The sequence below is a fragment of the Pseudomonas fluorescens genome (assembly GCF_001307155.1).
GTDB classification, from domain to species: domain Bacteria; phylum Pseudomonadota; class Gammaproteobacteria; order Pseudomonadales; family Pseudomonadaceae; genus Aquipseudomonas; species Aquipseudomonas helvetica.
The window spans coordinates 5594421-5611433 of sequence record NZ_CP012830.1; the positions used below are offsets into that span (position 1 = coordinate 5594421).

The 17013-nt window shown below is 58.3% G+C and carries 17 protein-coding genes; 13 read left to right on the forward strand and 4 right to left on the reverse strand.

From position 1 onward, the window contains the following. Positions 1-112: 112 nt before the first annotated feature. On the reverse strand, positions 113-2437 hold the full coding sequence (locus tag AO353_RS25370; protein WP_054597434.1) for an FdhF/YdeP family oxidoreductase: 2325 nt from the start codon (positions 2435-2437) through the stop codon (positions 113-115). A 437-nt stretch (positions 2438-2874) separates the two neighbouring features. Between AO353_RS25370 and moaA the strand changes: the two genes are divergently transcribed. The 5 genes from moaA to moaE are packed head-to-tail and all read left to right on the forward strand — an operon-like array spanning position 2875 to position 6086. Beyond that, entirely contained in the window at positions 2875-3873 is a 999-nt protein-coding gene (moaA, locus tag AO353_RS25375; protein WP_054598335.1) for a GTP 3',8-cyclase MoaA, read from the forward strand. A gap of 44 nt (positions 3874-3917) precedes the next feature. Next, positions 3918-4817 (forward strand): bestrophin family protein, encoded by a 900-nt coding sequence (locus tag AO353_RS25380; RefSeq protein WP_054597435.1) that lies wholly within the window; start codon positions 3918-3920, stop codon positions 4815-4817. Between the two features lie 46 nt (positions 4818-4863). Continuing rightward, positions 4864-5370: a cyclic pyranopterin monophosphate synthase MoaC gene (gene moaC / locus AO353_RS25385; protein ID WP_054597436.1), complete on the forward strand. Its 507-nt coding sequence runs from the start codon at positions 4864-4866 to the stop codon at positions 5368-5370. Continuing rightward, positions 5367-5618, forward strand: a complete 252-nt coding sequence (locus AO353_RS25390) for a MoaD/ThiS family protein (RefSeq protein WP_054597437.1) — start codon at positions 5367-5369, stop codon at positions 5616-5618. Before moaC ends, AO353_RS25390 begins: the two co-directional genes overlap by 4 nt. Before the next feature lie 3 nt (positions 5619-5621). Next, complete coding sequence (gene moaE, locus AO353_RS25395) at positions 5622-6086, forward strand: molybdopterin synthase catalytic subunit MoaE (protein ID WP_054597438.1); 465 nt, start codon at positions 5622-5624, stop codon at positions 6084-6086. Positions 6087-6129: 43 nt separating this feature from the next. Here the strand turns inward: moaE and glp are convergent, their stop codons facing one another. Both glp and moaB read right to left on the reverse strand, forming a co-directional pair. After that, a complete protein-coding gene (glp, locus tag AO353_RS25400) occupies positions 6130-7335 on the reverse strand; it encodes a gephyrin-like molybdotransferase Glp (protein WP_054597439.1) in 1206 nt (401 codons plus the stop codon). Further along, on the reverse strand, positions 7332-7871 hold the full coding sequence (gene moaB / locus AO353_RS25405; protein WP_054597440.1) for a molybdenum cofactor biosynthesis protein B: 540 nt from the start codon (positions 7869-7871) through the stop codon (positions 7332-7334). The genes glp and moaB overlap by 4 nt, the downstream gene beginning before the upstream one ends. A 304-nt stretch (positions 7872-8175) precedes the next feature. Between moaB and AO353_RS25410 the strand changes: the two genes are divergently transcribed. Continuing rightward, positions 8176-9066 carry a LysR family transcriptional regulator gene (locus AO353_RS25410; protein WP_054597441.1) on the forward strand — a complete coding sequence of 297 codons (891 nt, stop codon included), beginning with the start codon at positions 8176-8178 and terminating at the stop codon, positions 9064-9066. 57 nt (positions 9067-9123) lie between these two features. Here AO353_RS25410 and AO353_RS25415 read toward each other — a convergent pair whose 3' ends face one another. Beyond that, the gene (locus AO353_RS25415) at positions 9124-10011 is read right to left on the reverse strand and encodes a LysR substrate-binding domain-containing protein (RefSeq protein ID WP_054597442.1); all 888 of its coding nucleotides are present in this window, start codon (positions 10009-10011) and stop codon (positions 9124-9126) included. 249 nt (positions 10012-10260) lie between these two features. On the opposite strand from AO353_RS25415, the gene AO353_RS25420 reads away from it, so the two are divergent. From AO353_RS25420 to cynS, 7 genes are all read left to right on the forward strand, one after another. Further along, the gene (locus tag AO353_RS25420) at positions 10261-11379 is read left to right on the forward strand and encodes an ABC transporter ATP-binding protein (protein ID WP_054597443.1); all 1119 of its coding nucleotides are present in this window, start codon (positions 10261-10263) and stop codon (positions 11377-11379) included. A 15-nt stretch (positions 11380-11394) separates the two neighbouring features. Further along, on the forward strand, positions 11395-12315 hold the full coding sequence (locus tag AO353_RS25425) for an ABC transporter permease (protein WP_054597444.1): 921 nt from the start codon (positions 11395-11397) through the stop codon (positions 12313-12315). After that, the gene (locus AO353_RS25430) at positions 12312-13121 is read left to right on the forward strand and encodes an ABC transporter permease (RefSeq protein ID WP_162491293.1); all 810 of its coding nucleotides are present in this window, start codon (positions 12312-12314) and stop codon (positions 13119-13121) included. Before AO353_RS25425 ends, AO353_RS25430 begins: the two co-directional genes overlap by 4 nt. Before the next feature lie 27 nt (positions 13122-13148). Then, positions 13149-14195 carry an extracellular solute-binding protein gene (locus AO353_RS25435; RefSeq protein WP_054597446.1) on the forward strand — a complete coding sequence of 349 codons (1047 nt, stop codon included), beginning with the start codon at positions 13149-13151 and terminating at the stop codon, positions 14193-14195. A gap of 61 nt (positions 14196-14256) precedes the next feature. After that, positions 14257-15708 (forward strand): amidase, encoded by a 1452-nt coding sequence (locus tag AO353_RS25440; protein ID WP_054597447.1) that lies wholly within the window; start codon positions 14257-14259, stop codon positions 15706-15708. Positions 15709-15822: 114 nt separating this feature from the next. Beyond that, positions 15823-16485, forward strand: coding sequence for a carbonic anhydrase (locus AO353_RS25445; protein ID WP_054597448.1), 663 nt, complete (start codon positions 15823-15825; stop codon positions 16483-16485). Positions 16486-16519: 34 nt separating this feature from the next. Then, positions 16520-16990 (forward strand): cyanase, encoded by a 471-nt coding sequence (gene cynS / locus AO353_RS25450; RefSeq protein WP_054597449.1) that lies wholly within the window; start codon positions 16520-16522, stop codon positions 16988-16990. Positions 16991-17013: the final 23 nt, after the last annotated feature.

The following is a 17013-nucleotide window of genomic DNA, read 5'->3' on the forward strand; positions in this document are numbered from 1 at the left end:
CCCGATGCACGTGCACACAGAGCCCGGCCGCAATGAGCCTCATGGCTCGCAGCGAACAGATTTCCAATGATCTGGTGAGGCCGGGGTGGTAATCACGCCACCCCGGCCAGACTCAAGCGCCGAAGGACTGGATCAGGTTGCTGGCCTGTGCCTGTTCAAGGCGAATCGCGATGAACTTCGAGGTCGGCGTGAACGTCCGGTCGCCGTAGCTTTCCAGCGGCACCAGCGGGTTGGTTTCCGGGTAATAGGCAGCGGCCTGACCAGGCGGAATGTCGTAGGCGATCAAGGTGAAACCGCTCACTCGACGCTCACGACCATCGCCCCACAGCGAGATCATGTCGACCTTTTGCCCCGGCTCGTAACCCAGTTTGCGAATGTCCTGCTCGTTGACGAACACCACATCGCGCATGCCGTAGACGCCGCGATAACGATCATCCAGTCCGTACAAGGTGGTGTTGTACTGATCGTGGGAGCGCATGGTTTGCAGGATCAGATCCGGCTTCACGTCCAGGTTACGCACGCCTTCGCTGACCAGGTGTTCCGGCAATTCGCTGGGGGCAAACTGCGCTTTGCCAGTCGAGGTATTCCAGATGCGTTTGGCGGCATCGTTACCCAGGTGAAAGCCACCGGGGTGCAGCAGTTTATTATTGAAATCCTCGAAACCGGGAATGGTGTCGGCAATCAGGTCACGGATGCGACTGTAATCGGCGACCGCCCAGAGCCAGTCAATCGGGTGCTTACCCAGGGTTGCGTTGGCAATCCCGGCAATGATCGCCGGCTCCGAACGCATCAGCGGTGATTTGGGTTTCAGTTGGCCGTGGGAAATGTGCACCATGCTGAAGGTGTCTTCTACCGTCACGCCTTGCGGACCTTCCTCTTGAATGTCGATATCGGTGCGCCCCAGGCACGGCAAGATCAAGGCCTCACGGCCAGTGACCAGATGGCTGCGATTGAGCTTTGTCGCAATGTGCACCGTGAGGTCACACTTGCGCAGTGCGTCATGAGTGCGCGGGCTGTCGGGAGTTGCCTGAGCAAAGTTGCCGCCCAGGCCGATGAAGACCTTCGAGCGCCCGTCTTCCATCGCCGCAATCGCCATCACCGTGTTATGCCCGTGTCGGCGCGGTGCCTTGAAGGCAAAGCGTGCTTCCAGCGCATCAATAAACTCAGGCGGCGCCAGTTCGTTGATGCCCATGGTGCGGTCGCCCTGCACATTACTGTGCCCGCGCACCGGCGACAGCCCTGCCCCCGGGCGACCGATATTGCCACGCAACAACTGCACATTGATGATCTCTTGCACGGTCACCACCGAGTGAGTGTGCTGGGTCACCCCCATCGCCCAACACATGATGACCCGCTTGGCTTTGCGGTACATGCGGGCCGCCAGTTCGATGTCCGCCAGCGACAGGCCGGACTGTTCGACGATGTGCTCCCAGGTCGTGGCGTCGACTTCGGCCAGGTAGGTGTCCAGGCCCGAGGTGTGCTCGGCGATGAACGCGCGGTCGAACACTGCCTCGCTGTTGTTCGCCAGCGCTTCGCGCTCCCACTGCAACAAAAACTTGGCGATGCCGCGCATCGCTGCCATGTCACCGCCCAATGCCGGACGAAAGTACGCAGACGAGGTCGGTTCGGAGCCGTTGGTGAGCATTTCCAGTGGATGCTGCGGGTGCTGGAAGCGTTCCAGCCCACGCTCTTTCAGGGGGTTGAAACAGATCACCTGCGCGCCCCGCTTCACCGCTTCGCGCAGAGGCTCAAGCATCCGTGGGTGATTGGTACCAGGGTTCTGGCCGATGACGAAAATCGCATCGGCTTCCTCCAGGTCATCGAACGTGACCGTGCCTTTGCCCACGCCGACGCTGTCATCCATGCCCAGGCCGCTCGCCTCATGGCACATGTTCGAACAGTCAGGGAAGTTGTTGCTGCCGTAGGCGCGAACGAATAGCTGATAGAGGTAAGCCGCTTCGTTGCTGGCCCGACCGGAGGTGTAGAACTCGGCCTGATCCGGCGACGTCAGCCCTTTCAAGTGTTTGGCGATCAAGGCAAACGCATCGTCCCAGCTGGTTTCGACGTAACGATCAGCAGAGGCGTCATAGCGCATGGGGTGAGTCAGGCGCCCCTGGTATTCAAGCCAATAGTCACTTTGCGCCGCCAGCGACGACACCGTGTATTTGTTGAAAAACGCCGGGTTGACCAGGCGGCCGGTAGCTTCCCAGTTGACCGCTTTGGCGCCGTTCTCGCAGAACTTGACCATGCCATTTTCCGGCGACTCGCCCCAGGCACAGCCCGGGCAGTCGAAGCCGCCGTTCTGGTTGGTCTTGAGCATGGCTCGAATGTTCTTGAACGCGTTTTCGCTGCCCAGCCAGTTTTTGGTCACAGCAATCAGCGCGCCCCAGCCAGCGGCCGCCCCCTTATACGGTTTATAACGTTCAACTTCGCTCATGATACTTCTCCAAGACGTGCACGCAGGCGTCAACCTGATGTCAAGTCGTTGTTAATTGCTGTTGTTGTGCGCCTATAAAAATGCGGATTTATTTAGCGGTAGGTTATTCGCAGTTAATCACTTCAAGGGCCCGACCCAGGGGTACGAACCCAGACTATTCCGCGTACTACATGCCTGTCTAATCGTTAATAATGACCAGATCATCAAAATAATCTATCAACAAAATAATCAATACAAATCAATGAGTTAAATATTTAAATCAACATAAACAGGAACCACTTTTCTCTCGATAGACCCCATTGATCAATCAGTTGTTAATAGTGATTAGACGACGACTTTAAATGACCTTAGTCTTGCCTCAACAAGGCCCTATATAGCAGTGGCTTTCCAAAACCAGCGCCATGCTCGATAGACCTGGAGCGCTGATGGAGGTTGAGATGTCAGATCGAATGTTGATGGATGGTTTTTCCCGGCGGGTCGACTATCTCAGAATGTCTGTGACCGACCGGTGCGATTTCCGCTGTGTCTATTGCATGGCCGAGGACATGGAGTTTTTGCCGCGACAGCGCGTATTGACGCTGGAAGAGATCTATCAATTAGCTGAAAGCTTTGTGGCGCTGGGCACCCGTAAAATCCGCCTGACCGGTGGTGAACCGTTGATTCGCCCCGGCGTTGTAGATCTCTGTAAACGGATTGCCGCGCTGCCGGGGCTGCGTGAACTGTGCATGACCACAAACGGTTCACAGCTGGGCAAGCTCGCGGCACCGTTATTCGATGCGGGGCTCAAGCGCCTCAATATCAGCCTCGACAGCCTGGACGCCAAGCGCTTCCGCGAACTGACCCGCACGGGTGATCTGGCTACCGTCATCGGCGGAATTGACGCAGCGAATGCGGCAGGTTTTCAACATACCAAACTCAACTGCGTCGTCATGAAAGGCCGCAATGATCACGAGATAAATGATCTCGTAGGCTTTGCGATTGATCGTGGGCTGGATATTTCCTTCATTGAAGAGATGCCGCTAGGCGTTATCAGCGAGCACAGCCGTGCCGACGCGTTCTTTTCAAGCGCGCAGGTGCGCGAGCGTATTGCCGAGCGCTACACCCTTATCGAATCCGCGGAATCGACCCAAGGCCCTTCGCGCTATTGGCGCCTGGCCCAGGCACCGGATATTCGCCTGGGGTTCATCTCGCCCCACAGCCACAACTTTTGCGCTACCTGCAATCGTGTTCGGCTGACCGTCGAAGGCCGGCTCTTGCTGTGTCTGGGCAATGAGCATTCCGTCGACCTGAAGGAAGTACTTCGCCGCTTTCCAGGAGAGCCGGAGCGCCTGGAGAAGGCAATCATCGAGTCGATGAAGATCAAGCCGTACCGACACAACTTTGAACTCAATGATGAGGTGCAAGTTGTCCGTTTCATGAACATGACCGGCGGATAGCCTGCCCCGTTTTCAGATCATTACTCTCTAGAAGGCTGTCCCCCATGATCGTTAGAGCCAAACCTAATCTGATCAATGTCCTGATTTCACTCAAAGGCTCGATTGCCAAGCGTATCGCGCTGCGCAGCCTTCTGGTGACTCTCCTGGCCTCTGCTATTGTCCTGGTCGAGACACTCCATCCCGCGTACTTCTCGAAGGTCAATGCCACCCCCTTCACGCTGCTGGGGTTATCACTTTCAATCTTCATGAACTTTCGCAACAACGCCTGCTACGACCGCTGGTATGAAGCGCGCAAAGCGCTCGGTGCGATGGTGATGGATGTACGCTCGATGATCAGGGAAACCCAGGTCATCAAGGACAAACAGCAACGCAGCAAGGTATTGCTCGACCTCTGCGGGTTTGCCCATGCGCTTAACGCCAAGCTTCGCAAAGAAGACGAACTCAGTGCCGCGAGTACGTGGCTCAGCAGGTTGCCCTCAGCCAACACCCCGAACATCCCTGAACGGATCCTGCGCCACGTCGGCCAACAGTGCTCGACGCTCGCCGAATCCGGTGAGATCAACGAATGGCGTTACACGCTGATGGCCAATCACCTGACCAATCTGACCACCACGCAAACGACCTGTGAGCGAATCAAGAGCACCCCACTCCCGTTCCCTTACACACTCCTGCTGCACAGGACCATTTACATATTTTGCATCTTGCTGCCCTTCGCGATGGCCGAGCCACTGGGTTGGCTAACGCCGGTGTTCACCGCGATTGTGAGTTATACGTTTTTTGGGCTGGATGCCATTGGCGACGAATTGGAAGACCCCTTTGGTCGAGATGAAAACGACCTTCCAACCAATGCCATTGTGCGCACCATCGAGCGTGAAGTGCTTGACGCCTTGGGTGCGACAGAACTCCCTCCGCTGCTTCAGCCAGTGGACTTCGTGCTGGACTGATTCGCCCCCACTTCCCATCAGGCACCCGCTGGGGTGAAGGATAAACATGAACGAATTCAATCAATCCGATTCCGCGACGCTGACTCATCTGGATGCCGAGGGCCGGGCCAACATGGTCGATGTCAGCGAAAAAGATCCGACAAACCGTGAAGCTCAAGCGCAGGCCTGGATACGGATGCAACCCGCCACGTTGAAACTTATCCAGCAAAACGGGCACCCCAAAGGCGACGTGTTTGCGGTCGCTCGTATCGCCGGGATCATGGCGGCGAAGAAAACCCATGAACTCATCCCGCTATGCCACCCCTTGATGCTCAGCGCCATTCACATCGAACTGCAGGCCATCGAGCCCGATCGCATAAGGATTGTGAGCACCTGCCGACTTAACGGCAGAACAGGTGTCGAACTGGAAGCCCTCACGGCGGCGAGTGTGGCGGCACTGACGATCTACGACATGTGCAAAGCCGTCGACCGAGGGATGATCATCGAGAACATCCAGCTGCTCAGAAAACACGGCGGAAAATCCGGTAACTTTGAAGCGAGTGTCGCTCAATGATTCTTATCAACTACTTTGCGCGTTATCGAGAACAACTCGGCATTGGCGGAGAAAAAATCGCGCTGACCGCGTCATTGCAGAGCATTGACGATGTCAGAAAACTGCTGATCGCCAGAGGCGAGGTGTGGGAGCAAGTCCTCGGTGAAACCAGCCTCATGTGCGCGCTGAACCAGGAGTTGTGTACGCTCGACGCCGCCATCGAAGACTTCGATGAGATCGCCTTCTTCCCTCAAGTGACGGGGGGTTGAGCGATGACTGTTCAGGTCCAGACCGAGCTATTCAACCTGAATGAACTGAACAGCCGTTTGCACGCCAAAGACCCTGGCGTTGGTGCCGTGGCCACCTTCGTCGGCTATGTCCGGGATATCAATCAGGGGGAAAAGGTCAGCAGCCTGTTTCTCGAACATTATCCAGGAATGACCGAGCAATCATTGCAACGCATCGTCGACCAGGCCAATGACAGGTGGCCTCTTCAGCGAGTGAACATCGTTCACCGCGTGGGTCTTTTGAACGTCGGTGATCCCATCGTGTTTGTCGGCGTTGCCAGCGAGCATCGACAGGCGGCCTTTGATGCCTGCGCTTTTTTAATGGACTACCTGAAAACACGAGCGCCCTTCTGGAAGCGTGAAGAAACCGGCTCCGGTGACCGTTGGGTATGCGGCAGAGAGAGTGATCGGCTGGCAGCACGTCGCTGGGAAGGTGGCGATGGGTGCTAGCGGTAGGAGCCCCCTCAAATAATTGAGGGGGTGGATAGATCGATTAGAACAAGTCGCAGAACGGAATAAACCGCGCCGTGTCACCGGCCTGCAGCGTGCAACCCTCTGGAATCTCGACCAGTCCATCAGCCCAGGATGCGCCGAGCAACACGCCTGAACTCTGGTTCGGATAGAGGATGGCGCGCCCCGCCTCCAGCCTGGCTCTGAGGTATTCCCTGCGGCCTCCGGCTTTTGGCCAATCAAAACCGACGCTCATCGGGAAGCTCAATGGCGTCACTTCTTCGACGCCCTGGATACGCAACAGATAGGCGCGGGCCAACAGTCCAAATGTCACCAGCGCCGACGTCGGGTTTCCTGGCAGGCCAATGACCGGCACCGTGCCAAAGTGTCCCACTGTCAGTGGTTTCCCCGGCTTGATCGACAACTTCCAGAACAGTGGTTTACCGCATTCACGCAGCACCTGCCCGAGACAATCGGCGTCACCTGCGGACACGCCGCCAGTGGTGAGAATCACGTCCGCTGCGTGTTGCAACTGTTCGAGTTTGAGCCGCGTCTGCTGTGGCCTATCGGGGAGAATGCCGGCATCGATGACCTCACAACCCAGTGCACTTAACCAGTGGCTCAACAAGGTGCGATTGCTGTTGTAGATACAGCCAGGCTTCAAAGGCGTGCCCGGTTCGGCCAGTTCATCGCCTGTGGAGAGCAGCGCAACCCGTGGGCGCCGTACGGCATGCACATGCGTATATCCCTGGGCCGCGGCGATAGCCAACTCAAAAGGCCCCAGTCGTTTGCCCGCACGAAGCAAAACCTGCCCGACACGGTTCTCCTGGCCCTGCGGTCGAATATTCTGGCCTGCCGTCAGCGACTGTTTGAAACGTACCCGGCCGTCCTCCAAAAGCTCGACGTTTTCCTGCATCTCGACACTGTTGGCACCCTCGGGTACCGGCGCTCCGGTAAAGATTCGGGCACAGGTTCCCGGTAGCAACGCTTCGGGGGCCTGACCGGCAAGAATTCGTTGTGACACGGCAAACGGCTGTCCGCTCCAGTCGCCCACATTCAAGGCATATCCATCCATGGCACTGTTCGGCCAAGGCGGAAGATCGAGAGTTGCCACCAGGTCACTGGCCAACACCCGTTGCCGTGCGTCACTCAGCGGTACCGACTCGCTATCATGAAGACGCTGCGCTTCGGCCATCGCCAGCAATCTGTCGATGGCCTCCTCCACAGGCATCAGTTGTGACGGGCTCATCCCCGTGTCCCGCAGGCTTGCACAGGCTTGAGGTGCGGCACGAAATTGCACGGCCTGTGACGTGCATCCAGCTGCTCGGCAAGAATGCCTTCCCACGCAGTTCGACAGGCGCCGGTCGAACCTGGCAGGCAGCACACCAGCGTGCCGTTGGCCAGCCCGGCCAAGGCCCGGCTCTGAACCGTGGAGGTGCCGATATCGAGGATGGAAATCGCCCGAAACAGCTCACCAAAGCCATCAATCTGTTTATCCAGCAAGCAGGCCACCGCCTCAGGTGTGCTGTCGCGCCCGGTAAACCCGGTCCCCCCGGTAATCAGCACGACCTGAATATGTTCATCGGCAATCCAGGTGGCTACCTGCGCGCGGATTTTATACAGATCATCCTTGAGCAAGTTACGCTCACTCAGGGTGTGCCCCGCCTCCAGCAATCGACTGACCAGCAATTGCCCAGAGGTATCGTTGGCATATTCACGGGTATCACTGACGGTCAGCACAGCCATATTCAACGGTACAAATAACGCATCCGACTTAACGCTCATGTCATTCTCCGGCAGGCAATAATGAAAGCAATTGCCAGAGGCTAATTCGCTAAAACAGTCACTGTCTAATCACTCTGGCCTACCGGTTTATCGAGCGCCTCTATCGAAAGCTTTCTCACCCGCAACGATTAGTAGTTTTAACTAAATTCGCTCGTGATAGAGCTAACCAATCGGTCGGTCAATACATGTGATTGGACTGACAAGCGGGACAGTGAGATCGTTTGCTGACCCAACTATCGGTGTTTTAAATCAGGACACTTACCTGCTTTACTGACATCACATTCATCCCTCGACAGGTGCCATTGTGGACATCAAGCAACTCAAATTCCTGATCGCCCTGGAACAGACTCGACATTTCGGGCAAGCCGCTGCGCGCTGCCACATTACTCAGCCGACGCTGTCCATGCGCTTGCGCAATCTTGAGGATGAATTGGGTCTGGAACTGGTCACTCGAGGCCAGCGTTTTGAAGGTTTCACCCAGGCCGGTGAACGCGTGCTGGCCTGGGCGAGAACACTGCTCGCCGCACATGACGGGCTGTTCGCCGAAGCCGCCGCGTGTCGCGGTCAGTTAGTCGGCAATTTGCGCCTGGGCCTGGTGCCTCTCAGCGGCTTTAATCCGATCAGCTACGTTCAGGAGCTTTCCCGTACATTCCCGGAGCTCAAGTTCAGTCTGTCATCGATGAGCTCGGACCAAATAATCGAAGGGATTGGTAACAACCAACTGGATCTGGGCATCTGTTATCTCGATCACGTGAATTCCAACTATCTGGATTTTTTCGAAATTGGAGAAACCCGCGTCGGCTTGCTGTACGACACGCGCCACTTCCATTTCGAAGGAACGGAAATGAGCTGGGAAGACGCTGCCGAGCTGCCATTGGGGATGATCAGCAATGGCATGCACTATCGGAAATCCATTGACCTGAGTTTTCGTAGCCGTGGGCTGGACCCACAGCCAATACTCGAAACCGATTCGACGTATCAGTTGTTCCAGGCGATTCACGACGGTTTTTGCTGCTCGATCATGCCGCTGGGCAGTGGCCTGGAAAACCCTATCGAGAATCTGGCCTTTATCAACCTTCCAGATGCAAGTGTTCTCGCGCCCCTGGGTCTGGTGATGCGCAAAACCGAACCTCGCTCGGCCATTGCCGAGAAATGTTTTGCTGAAGCCCTGAAGCTGTTTGCTGCAAAGAGCTGATTCGAGGGTTTGGCACACGCCCACTGCATTGACCGTGCAGTGGGTTCTCAAGCGCCTTCAATCGCTAAACTCGCGTCCCAACTCGGTCGTCAGCCACTGGATGAACCACTGCGCATCCGCCGACAGTTCAGCCGACGGTGTCAGCACCCGGTAGCTTTCCAGCTTTACCTGTTCTTCAAGCACCCGCACCAGTGTGCCGGCCTTGAGCTCTTCGCGCACCAGCACTTCATTCGCCAGCGCAATGCCTTGCCCGCTTTCCGCCACCGACAGCGCGTGGTCGTTGTTGACGTACAACACGTCCGAGGTGAGGTGAACATCCAGGCCATTGGCGGCAAACCACATGTTCCACCACTCGCCGTCGAAGTGAATCAGGTTGTGTTTCAGCAGATCGGCGAGGCAGGTGATCGGTTCGATGCTGGCGAGGTAGCCCGGCGTACAGATCGGAAACACCCGCGGGCAGATCAGGGTGGCTCGGGAATGGGCGTATTCCCCATCAAGGCCATAGACAATCCCCAGGTCAGCGGTCTTGCCGTCGACATCGGTGAACGTCGAGTTAGGTTCGATGGCGAACTTCAATCCAGGGCGAAGACGCCGTGCCGCTTCCAATCTTGGGGTCAACCAGCGTTTGGCGAAACCCGGCACGACCATGATTCGCAGCCATCGCTCTGAGTCTTTGGGTTGCAGCTCCCTCCCGGCCTCGATGATCAATTGCAGCGCCGAAGCGATTTTGCGGTGGTACTTCTCGCCGGCAGTGGTCAGCGTGACGCCGCGCGAGGTGCGCTCAAACAGTTGGGTCCCCAGCCACTCCTCCAACAGCTTCACATGTCGGCCAATGGCTGGCTGAGTCACGTGCAGCGACTTCGAGGCTTCGACGTAGCTGCCCAAGCGGGCAGCAGCATCAAAGGCACGCACCGCGTTAAGCGGTGGCAAACGGTGGTCAGGCATGGCTTGGGACGCCTTTTGCTATTAAATTATTTAACAGGTGCTATGTTAAAATTGAAGTTTCGCCCCCGCAACCCCTCACTGATAATCGACCCACTAAAGAACAACAAGAATCTCCAAAGAGCCCGACGAAGCGGCTCGCTGCACACCCGAACAGATCTCGATCCTGCCCAAAAAAATAATATCCATGGCCTGACGGCACGGCTGTTTGCAGCATACCGGCACAGGCGATGGGGGAATCGGAGGTAACGCATGAATGCCCTGCATTCGCTGCAAACGCTGGCTGTGTCAATTCGCGCTGTACGCAAAGTCTACGGTGATCCTCACAGTGGTCCGGTGGCGCTGAAAAGCATCGACCTGGATATCCGCGACAACGAGTTCTTCACCCTCCTCGGCCCTTCGGGCTGCGGTAAAACCACCCTCCTGCGGATGATCGCCGGGTTCGAATTTCCGACCCAGGGCGAGATCCTGCTCTATGGCGAAAACATCGCCGACCGCCCGCCCTACCAGCGTCCGGTCAATACGGTGTTCCAGCACTACGCGCTGTTTCCGCACATGACCATTGCCGAGAACCTGGCATTCGGCCTTGAGTCCCACCCGATGGGCAAGGTCTTGAGCAAGGCGCAGATCGCCGAACGAGTGCGCGAGATGCTGGCGCTGGTGCAAATGGAACGCTTCGCCACGCGGCGCCCGACGCAACTGTCCGGCGGCCAGCAACAACGAGTCGCCCTGGCCCGGGCCCTGGCGCCCCATCCTAAAGTGCTGCTGCTTGACGAGCCGCTCTCGGCGCTTGACCTCAAACTGCGCCAGGCCATGCGTGAAGAGTTGAAGGCGATTCAGGCGAAGACCGGCATCACCTTTATCTTCGTCACTCACGATCAGGAAGAAGCCCTGACCATGTCCGACCGCATCGCCGTGTTGTCCGAAGGTGAGGTGCAGCAGGTTGGCCGTCCAGAGGATATCTACGAACGTCCGCGCAATCGCTTCGTCGCGGACTTCATCGGCGAGACCAACTTCATCGAAGGCACGGTCACCCATGTCGAAGCAGGCCTGGCCTGGTTCGCCGGGCCGGCGGGTCACCCGCTTCCCGCTCAACCCTGCAGCGACGTAAACGTGGGCGCAACGGTGGCGCTCTCGGTGCGTCCCGAGCGCCTGCATCTGTTGCCCGCCAACACGGACGGCGCCTTGCCGTGCCGGATCGATGCGCAAATCTACCTCGGCACCGACCTGCAATATCAGGTCAGCCTGAACGACGGTTCGCGTCTGACGGTGCGCACGCCCAACAGCGTCGACCAAAGCCTGCGCTTTGCTGTCGGCAGCCAGGCCGGCCTGCTGTTCGACCGCGGTAGCGCCAGTGTCCTGCTGGATTGAGCACGAGGGTTTGTCATGCACGTTCTACCGATATCCAACACCCTGGCACGACGTAAAGCCTTTGGCAGTTTTCTCGGGGTCACTCCGGCACTGCTCGCTATCGGCCTGTTTCTGATCGTGCCGATCCTGATCGTCATCGGTTATTCGCTGATGGAAGCCAACCCCTATGGCGGGGTCAACAAGGTCTTCAGTAGCGATGCCTACACTTCCCTGCTGTTCGAGCGACAACTGGATGACAGCCTGGCTTTCGCCGATTCCTATCTGATCATTGCCCTGCGCTCGATTGGCCTCGCCGGGCTGACAACCGTGATTACCTTGTTGATCGGCTTCCCGGTCGCGGTCTGGCTGGCGATGCAACCGGCACACCGGCGTGGGCTGCTGATTTTCCTGATCACCGTGCCGTTCTGGGCCAACCTGCTGATTCGCACCTACGCCTGGATTCTGCTGCTGCGCAACACCGGGGTCATCAACAACAGCCTGATGGGACTCGGCATTATCGATCAGCCGCTGCAGTTGCTCTATACCGACGGCGCAGTGCTGCTGGGGCTGGTTTACACCTACGCGCCGTTCGTGGTGCTGCCGATCTACGCGACCCTGGAAAAGATGGACATCCGCCTGCTGGAAGCGGCGCAAGACCTCTACGCCGGACGCTGGCGAACGCTGGTCAAAGTCGTGCTGCCGATCGCCAAGCCGGGAATTTTCGCTGGCGCCATCCTCACCTTCGTACCGTGCCTGGGGGCGATGATTGCCCCGGAGCTGCTCGGTGGCGGGACCAAAATGATGCTTGGCAACCTGATCTTCCGGCAGTTCAGCGATGCGCGGAACTGGCCGTTCGGAGCCGCCCTGTCGCTGGTGCTGATGGCGGCGGTGATGCTGGTGTTGACCGTGTATGCCCTGCGCGCCGAGCGCCAGCGCATCGCCAAGGGAGGTGAATAATGCAGCGTCTATTCAAGCGAACCGGCCTCAGCGTTCAGGACTTTCCGGGCTTCGGCGGTTTCAGTTTTCTGTTCTACCTGTACCTCTATGCGCCGATCGTGGTGCTGGTGGTGTTCTCGTTCAACGCCAACCAGTCGGCCACGGTCTGGACCGGCCTGAGCCTGGACTGGTACCGCGCCGCATTTGCCAATCAGGCCTTGCGCCAGGCCGCCGGCAACAGCCTGCTGATTGCGGTCTGCGCGAGCATGATCGCCACCGCGATTGCCACCCTCGCCGCGCTCGGCACCTCGCGGGGTGCGAAATTCAAGGGCATGCAACTGTCGATGGGCGCAATCATGCTGCCGCTGGTATTGCCGGAGATCGTGGTCGGTGTCGCCACCCTGGCGCTGTTTTCCACGGTCGGCCTGTCGCTGGGATACGGCAACCTGATCATCGCTCATACAGTGTTTTGCATTCCCTTCGCCTACCTGCCGATCCGCGCACGGCTCAATGACATGGACCTGTCGCTGGAGCAAGCCTCGGCCGACCTGTACGCCGGCCCCTGGCGGACCTTTCGCAAGGTCACGCTGCCGCTGCTGATGCCGGGGATCGTCTCCGGGCTAATGCTGGCCTTCATCGTCTCGCTGGATAACTTCGTGATTTCGATGATGGTCGCCCAGGCCGGTACCACGACCTTGCCAATCTTCATCTTCGGCCTGTTGCGCATGGGCGTGACACCCGACGTCAACGCCGTTTCAACGCTGATCCTCGGCGTCTCGGTGTTGTTCGTCAGCCTGTCTTATCTGCTGGGCAAAAAGAAAACCTGAACCTTCCAAACACCGTGGGGAATAAGTATGAGCAAGTTGATTGCAAGCATCGGCACCTCGTTGTTACTGACATTGCCACTGACGATGGCCGGCAGCGTTCAGGCCGCGGAAAAACTCAACGTGGTGAGCTGGAGTGGCTACTTCTCGCCAGAGATTCTTGCCAAGTTCCAGAAGCAGACCGGCATTGAAGTCACGGTGGACTCCTACGATTCCAACGAAACCCTGCTGGCCAAGCTCAAACAGGGTGGCGCCGGTTATGACGTGGCGATTCCTTCGCACCAGTTTGTGCCGATCCTGATCAAGGAACAGTTGCTGGAACGCTTCGACCCGGTCAAGGAGCCCTATTACGCGAATGTCGTCGACAACCTGAAAAAACCTACCTGGGACCCGGAAGGCGCATATTCGGTGCCCTTCATCTGGGGCACCACCAGCGTGGTGTTGAACACCGAGCGTTATAAAGGCCCGGCCGACAGCTACAAGGTGCTTTATGAACCGCCGACTGAGCTGCAAGGACGGATCAATATGTTCGACTCGGTCAGCGACGTGGTGGACATGGCCAGCCTGTACCTGAACATTCCGCTGTGCAGTGAAGATCCGAAGCAGATGCAGCAAGTGCTTACCCTGCTCAAGGCGCAAAAACCGTTCATCAAAACCTACAGTTCCAAGGCCGGTTCGATCCGCGAGAACCTGGCCTCGGGTGAAATCGACATGTCGACCTTCTGGGGCGGTTCGTCGATGCGGGCGCGGGAGATGAAACCGAGCCTGAAATACCTCTACCCGAAAGAAGGTGTGCTGGCCTGGGTCGACAACATGGTCATTCCCAACGGCAGCAAGAATCCGGCGAATGCCAAGGCCTTCATCGCCTTCCTCAGCCAGCCTGAAAACGCTGCAATGACCCAGAACTTCCTCAAGCACCAGAGTCCGATCAAGGGCGTGGAGCCGTTCCTCGACGCCGGTCTCAAGGACGCGCCGGAACTGCACATCCCGGCAGGCACCCAGGTGGTCTTCAGCAAGACCTGCGGTGAAGGCGCGATCCGCCTGGCCGACCGCCTGTGGACCAACCTGATGCGTTGATCCTTACCGCCCCGCTGGTGCAGCGGGGCGTTTCTCCCGTCGTCTACAAGGCAGTGTCGCAATGACTTCTACTCCTATCAGCGAACTGGTCCTGCTAAAGGCCCATGAACTCGCCGACTGCATTCGCCTGCGTCAGGTCTCCTGCCGGGAGGTGATGCAGGCTTACCTGAGCCACATCGAGCGCTTCAACCCGTGGGTCAATGCGCTGATCAGCCTGCAAGCACCGGAAGACCTTCTGGCCCAGGCCGACCAGCGCGATGCCGAACTGGCAAGCGGCCTGTACCGTGGCTGGATGCACGGTCTGCCTCACGCGATCAAGGATCTGTCGCTGACGCGTGGCATTCGCACCACCTTCGGTTCACCGCTGTTCGAGGATTTCCTGCCCGACCGCGACGGCATCATGTGCGAGCGGATCAAGGCGGCCGGGGCAATCATTATCGGCAAGACCAACACCCCGGAATTCGGCCTCGGTTCGCAAACCTACAACCCGCTGTTCGGTGCCACCGGCTGTGCCTACGACCCGAGCAAAACCGCCGGCGGCAGCAGTGGCGGTGCCGCCTCGGCGCTGGCCATGCACCTGGTGCCGGTGGCCGACGGTAGCGACATGATGGGTTCGTTGCGCAATCCGGCGGCGTTCAACAATGTCTTCGGTTTTCGCCCGTCCCAGGGCCGGGTGCCCTTCGACGACAGCGCCGACCTGTTCATCGACCAGCTCGGCTATGAAGGCCCCATGGGCCGCTGCGTTCGCGATGCGGCGTTGCTGTTGTCGGTCCAGGCCGGCGCCGATGCTCGCGCACCGCTGTCGATCGCCGAGTCCGGTGCCGCGTTCGCGGCTCCGCTGGAGCGTGATTTCAGCGGCACACGCCTGGGTTGGCTCGGTGATTTCAACGGTTATCTGCCGATGGAAAAAGGCATTCTCGATTTGTGTCAAAAGGCCTTCACCGACTTCGAGAGCCTGGGCTGCAGCATCGAGCCGGCCTCTGTCGACTTCGCCCCGGAACAGCTCTGGAACAGCTGGCGCACGTTGCGGCACTGGATGGTCGCCGGCTCCCTCGGCAGCGCCTACGCCAACCCGAGTCAACGCGCACGGCTGAAAGAGGAAGCATGCTGGGAAGTGGAAAACGGGCTCAGGCTCTCTGCCAGCGACGTGTTCGCCGCCTCGGTGGCACGCAGTCATTGGTATCGCGCCATCAGTAATCTGTTCAAACGCTTCGACTACCTGCTGCTACCGACCGCCCAGGTCTTCCCGTTCGACAAAAACCTCCCTTGGCCAACCTCCATCGAAGGCGTGAGCATGGACACCTATCACCGCTGGATGGAGGTGGTGATTCCCGGCACCCTCTCTGGCTGTCCGGTGGCAAACGTACAAGTAGGTTTTAACCGGAACGGCCTGCCCATGGGGCTGCAAATCATCGGCAAACACCAGGCTGACTTCGCGGTGCTGCAGCTTGCCCATGCCTACGAACAGGCGAGCCGCTGGTTCGAGCGCTGCCCTTCGCCGCTATTAAAATAAGCAAACCCTTCCTGCTATAGGACCAGCCTATAAAAACCATAAGTCATCGATCTTGGACGCTATAGCTGTGCGCGTTCATTCTTTCAGCCAACCACAACGGCAAGGTACTTCACCATGAAAGAGTTGATCGATGGCTTCCTCAAGTTTCAGCGTGAAGCGTTTCCACAGCGCTCCAGCCTGTTCAAGCACCTGGCCTCTACCCAGTCACCTAAAACACTGTTCATTGCCTGCTCCGACAGTCGAGTCGTGCCGGAGTTGCTGACTCAGCAAGAACCCGGCGAACTGTTCGTGATTCGCAATGCCGGCAACATCGTGCCGTCCTACGGGCCCGAGCCTGGCGGTGTCTCCGCCACGGTCGAGTACGCCGTTGCCGTGCTGGGCGTCACCGATGTAGTGATCTGCGGGCACTCCGATTGCGGTGCAATGACCGCCATTGCCCAGTGCAAATGCCTGGACCACTTGCCCGCCGTCGCCAATTGGTTGCGCTACTCCGAAGGCGCCAAGGTGATCAATGCCGGCCGTCCTCACAGCAGTGACGAAGCGCGCCTGACCTCACTGGTCAAAGAGAACGTCATTGCTCAACTGGCCAATCTGCAGACTCATCCCAGCGTTCGCCTGGCCCAGGAGCAAGGCGCGTTGAATCTGCACGGCTGGGTCTACGACATCGAAAGTGGCGGCATCGACGCGCTCGACGGTGTCTCTCGGCAATTTGTATCGATTGCCGATTTCCCGGACACCTGCGCCATGCCTGCCCGGGCTGTCGCCAACGTCGCTTGAACCACACACCCCATCAATCCGCAGGAGAAGCACCATGCAACAGTCCCATGCTTATCAAGACCCAACGCTGGCCCTGACCGGCAAAATCCTCGAAGCCAAGGCCCGCAAGGACCTGTCCTGGGAAAACCTGACCGAAGGCACCGGCCTGAGCCTGCTCTACGTCACGGCGGCCCTGCTCGGCCAACACCCACTGCCGGAAGCGGCCGCCAAAGTGGTGGTCCAGCACCTGGGCCTGGACAACGACGCCGTCGCCCAATTGCAGACCATCCCGCTTCGCGGCTCGCTTGCCAGCGGCGTGCCGACCGACCCGACCATCTACCGCTTCTACGAGATGATCCAGGTCTACGGTACCGCCCTGAAGTCGATTGTTCACGAGCAGTTCGGTGACGGCATTATCAGCGCCATCAACTTCAAGATGGACATCAAGAAGGTCGAAGATCCCGAAGGTGGCTCCCGCGCGGTGATCACCCTGGACGGAAAATTCCTGCCTTACAAACCGTTTTAAGCTGACGAACGTGGGCTGACATT

What these genes read in the sequence shown, in the direction of transcription:
- AO353_RS25370 (WP_054597434.1), bottom strand. Translation starts at nt 2,437, where the DNA reads ATGAGCGAAGTTGAACGTTATAAACCGTATAAGGGGGCGGCCGCTGGC.
- moaA (WP_054598335.1), top strand. Translation starts at nt 2,875, where the DNA reads ATGTCAGATCGAATGTTGATGGATGGTTTTTCCCGGCGGGTCGACTAT.
- AO353_RS25380 (WP_054597435.1), top strand. Translation starts at nt 3,918, where the DNA reads ATGATCGTTAGAGCCAAACCTAATCTGATCAATGTCCTGATTTCACTC.
- moaC (WP_054597436.1), top strand. Translation starts at nt 4,864, where the DNA reads ATGAACGAATTCAATCAATCCGATTCCGCGACGCTGACTCATCTGGAT.
- AO353_RS25390 (WP_054597437.1), top strand. Translation starts at nt 5,367, where the DNA reads ATGATTCTTATCAACTACTTTGCGCGTTATCGAGAACAACTCGGCATT.
- moaE (WP_054597438.1), top strand. Translation starts at nt 5,622, where the DNA reads ATGACTGTTCAGGTCCAGACCGAGCTATTCAACCTGAATGAACTGAAC.
- glp (WP_054597439.1), bottom strand. Translation starts at nt 7,335, where the DNA reads ATGAGCCCGTCACAACTGATGCCTGTGGAGGAGGCCATCGACAGATTG.
- moaB (WP_054597440.1), bottom strand. Translation starts at nt 7,871, where the DNA reads ATGAGCGTTAAGTCGGATGCGTTATTTGTACCGTTGAATATGGCTGTG.
- AO353_RS25415 (WP_054597442.1), bottom strand. Translation starts at nt 10,011, where the DNA reads ATGCCTGACCACCGTTTGCCACCGCTTAACGCGGTGCGTGCCTTTGAT.
- AO353_RS25420 (WP_054597443.1), top strand. Translation starts at nt 10,261, where the DNA reads ATGAATGCCCTGCATTCGCTGCAAACGCTGGCTGTGTCAATTCGCGCT.
- AO353_RS25425 (WP_054597444.1), top strand. Translation starts at nt 11,395, where the DNA reads ATGCACGTTCTACCGATATCCAACACCCTGGCACGACGTAAAGCCTTT.
- AO353_RS25435 (WP_054597446.1), top strand. Translation starts at nt 13,149, where the DNA reads ATGAGCAAGTTGATTGCAAGCATCGGCACCTCGTTGTTACTGACATTG.
- AO353_RS25440 (WP_054597447.1), top strand. Translation starts at nt 14,257, where the DNA reads ATGACTTCTACTCCTATCAGCGAACTGGTCCTGCTAAAGGCCCATGAA.
- AO353_RS25445 (WP_054597448.1), top strand. Translation starts at nt 15,823, where the DNA reads ATGAAAGAGTTGATCGATGGCTTCCTCAAGTTTCAGCGTGAAGCGTTT.
- cynS (WP_054597449.1), top strand. Translation starts at nt 16,520, where the DNA reads ATGCAACAGTCCCATGCTTATCAAGACCCAACGCTGGCCCTGACCGGC.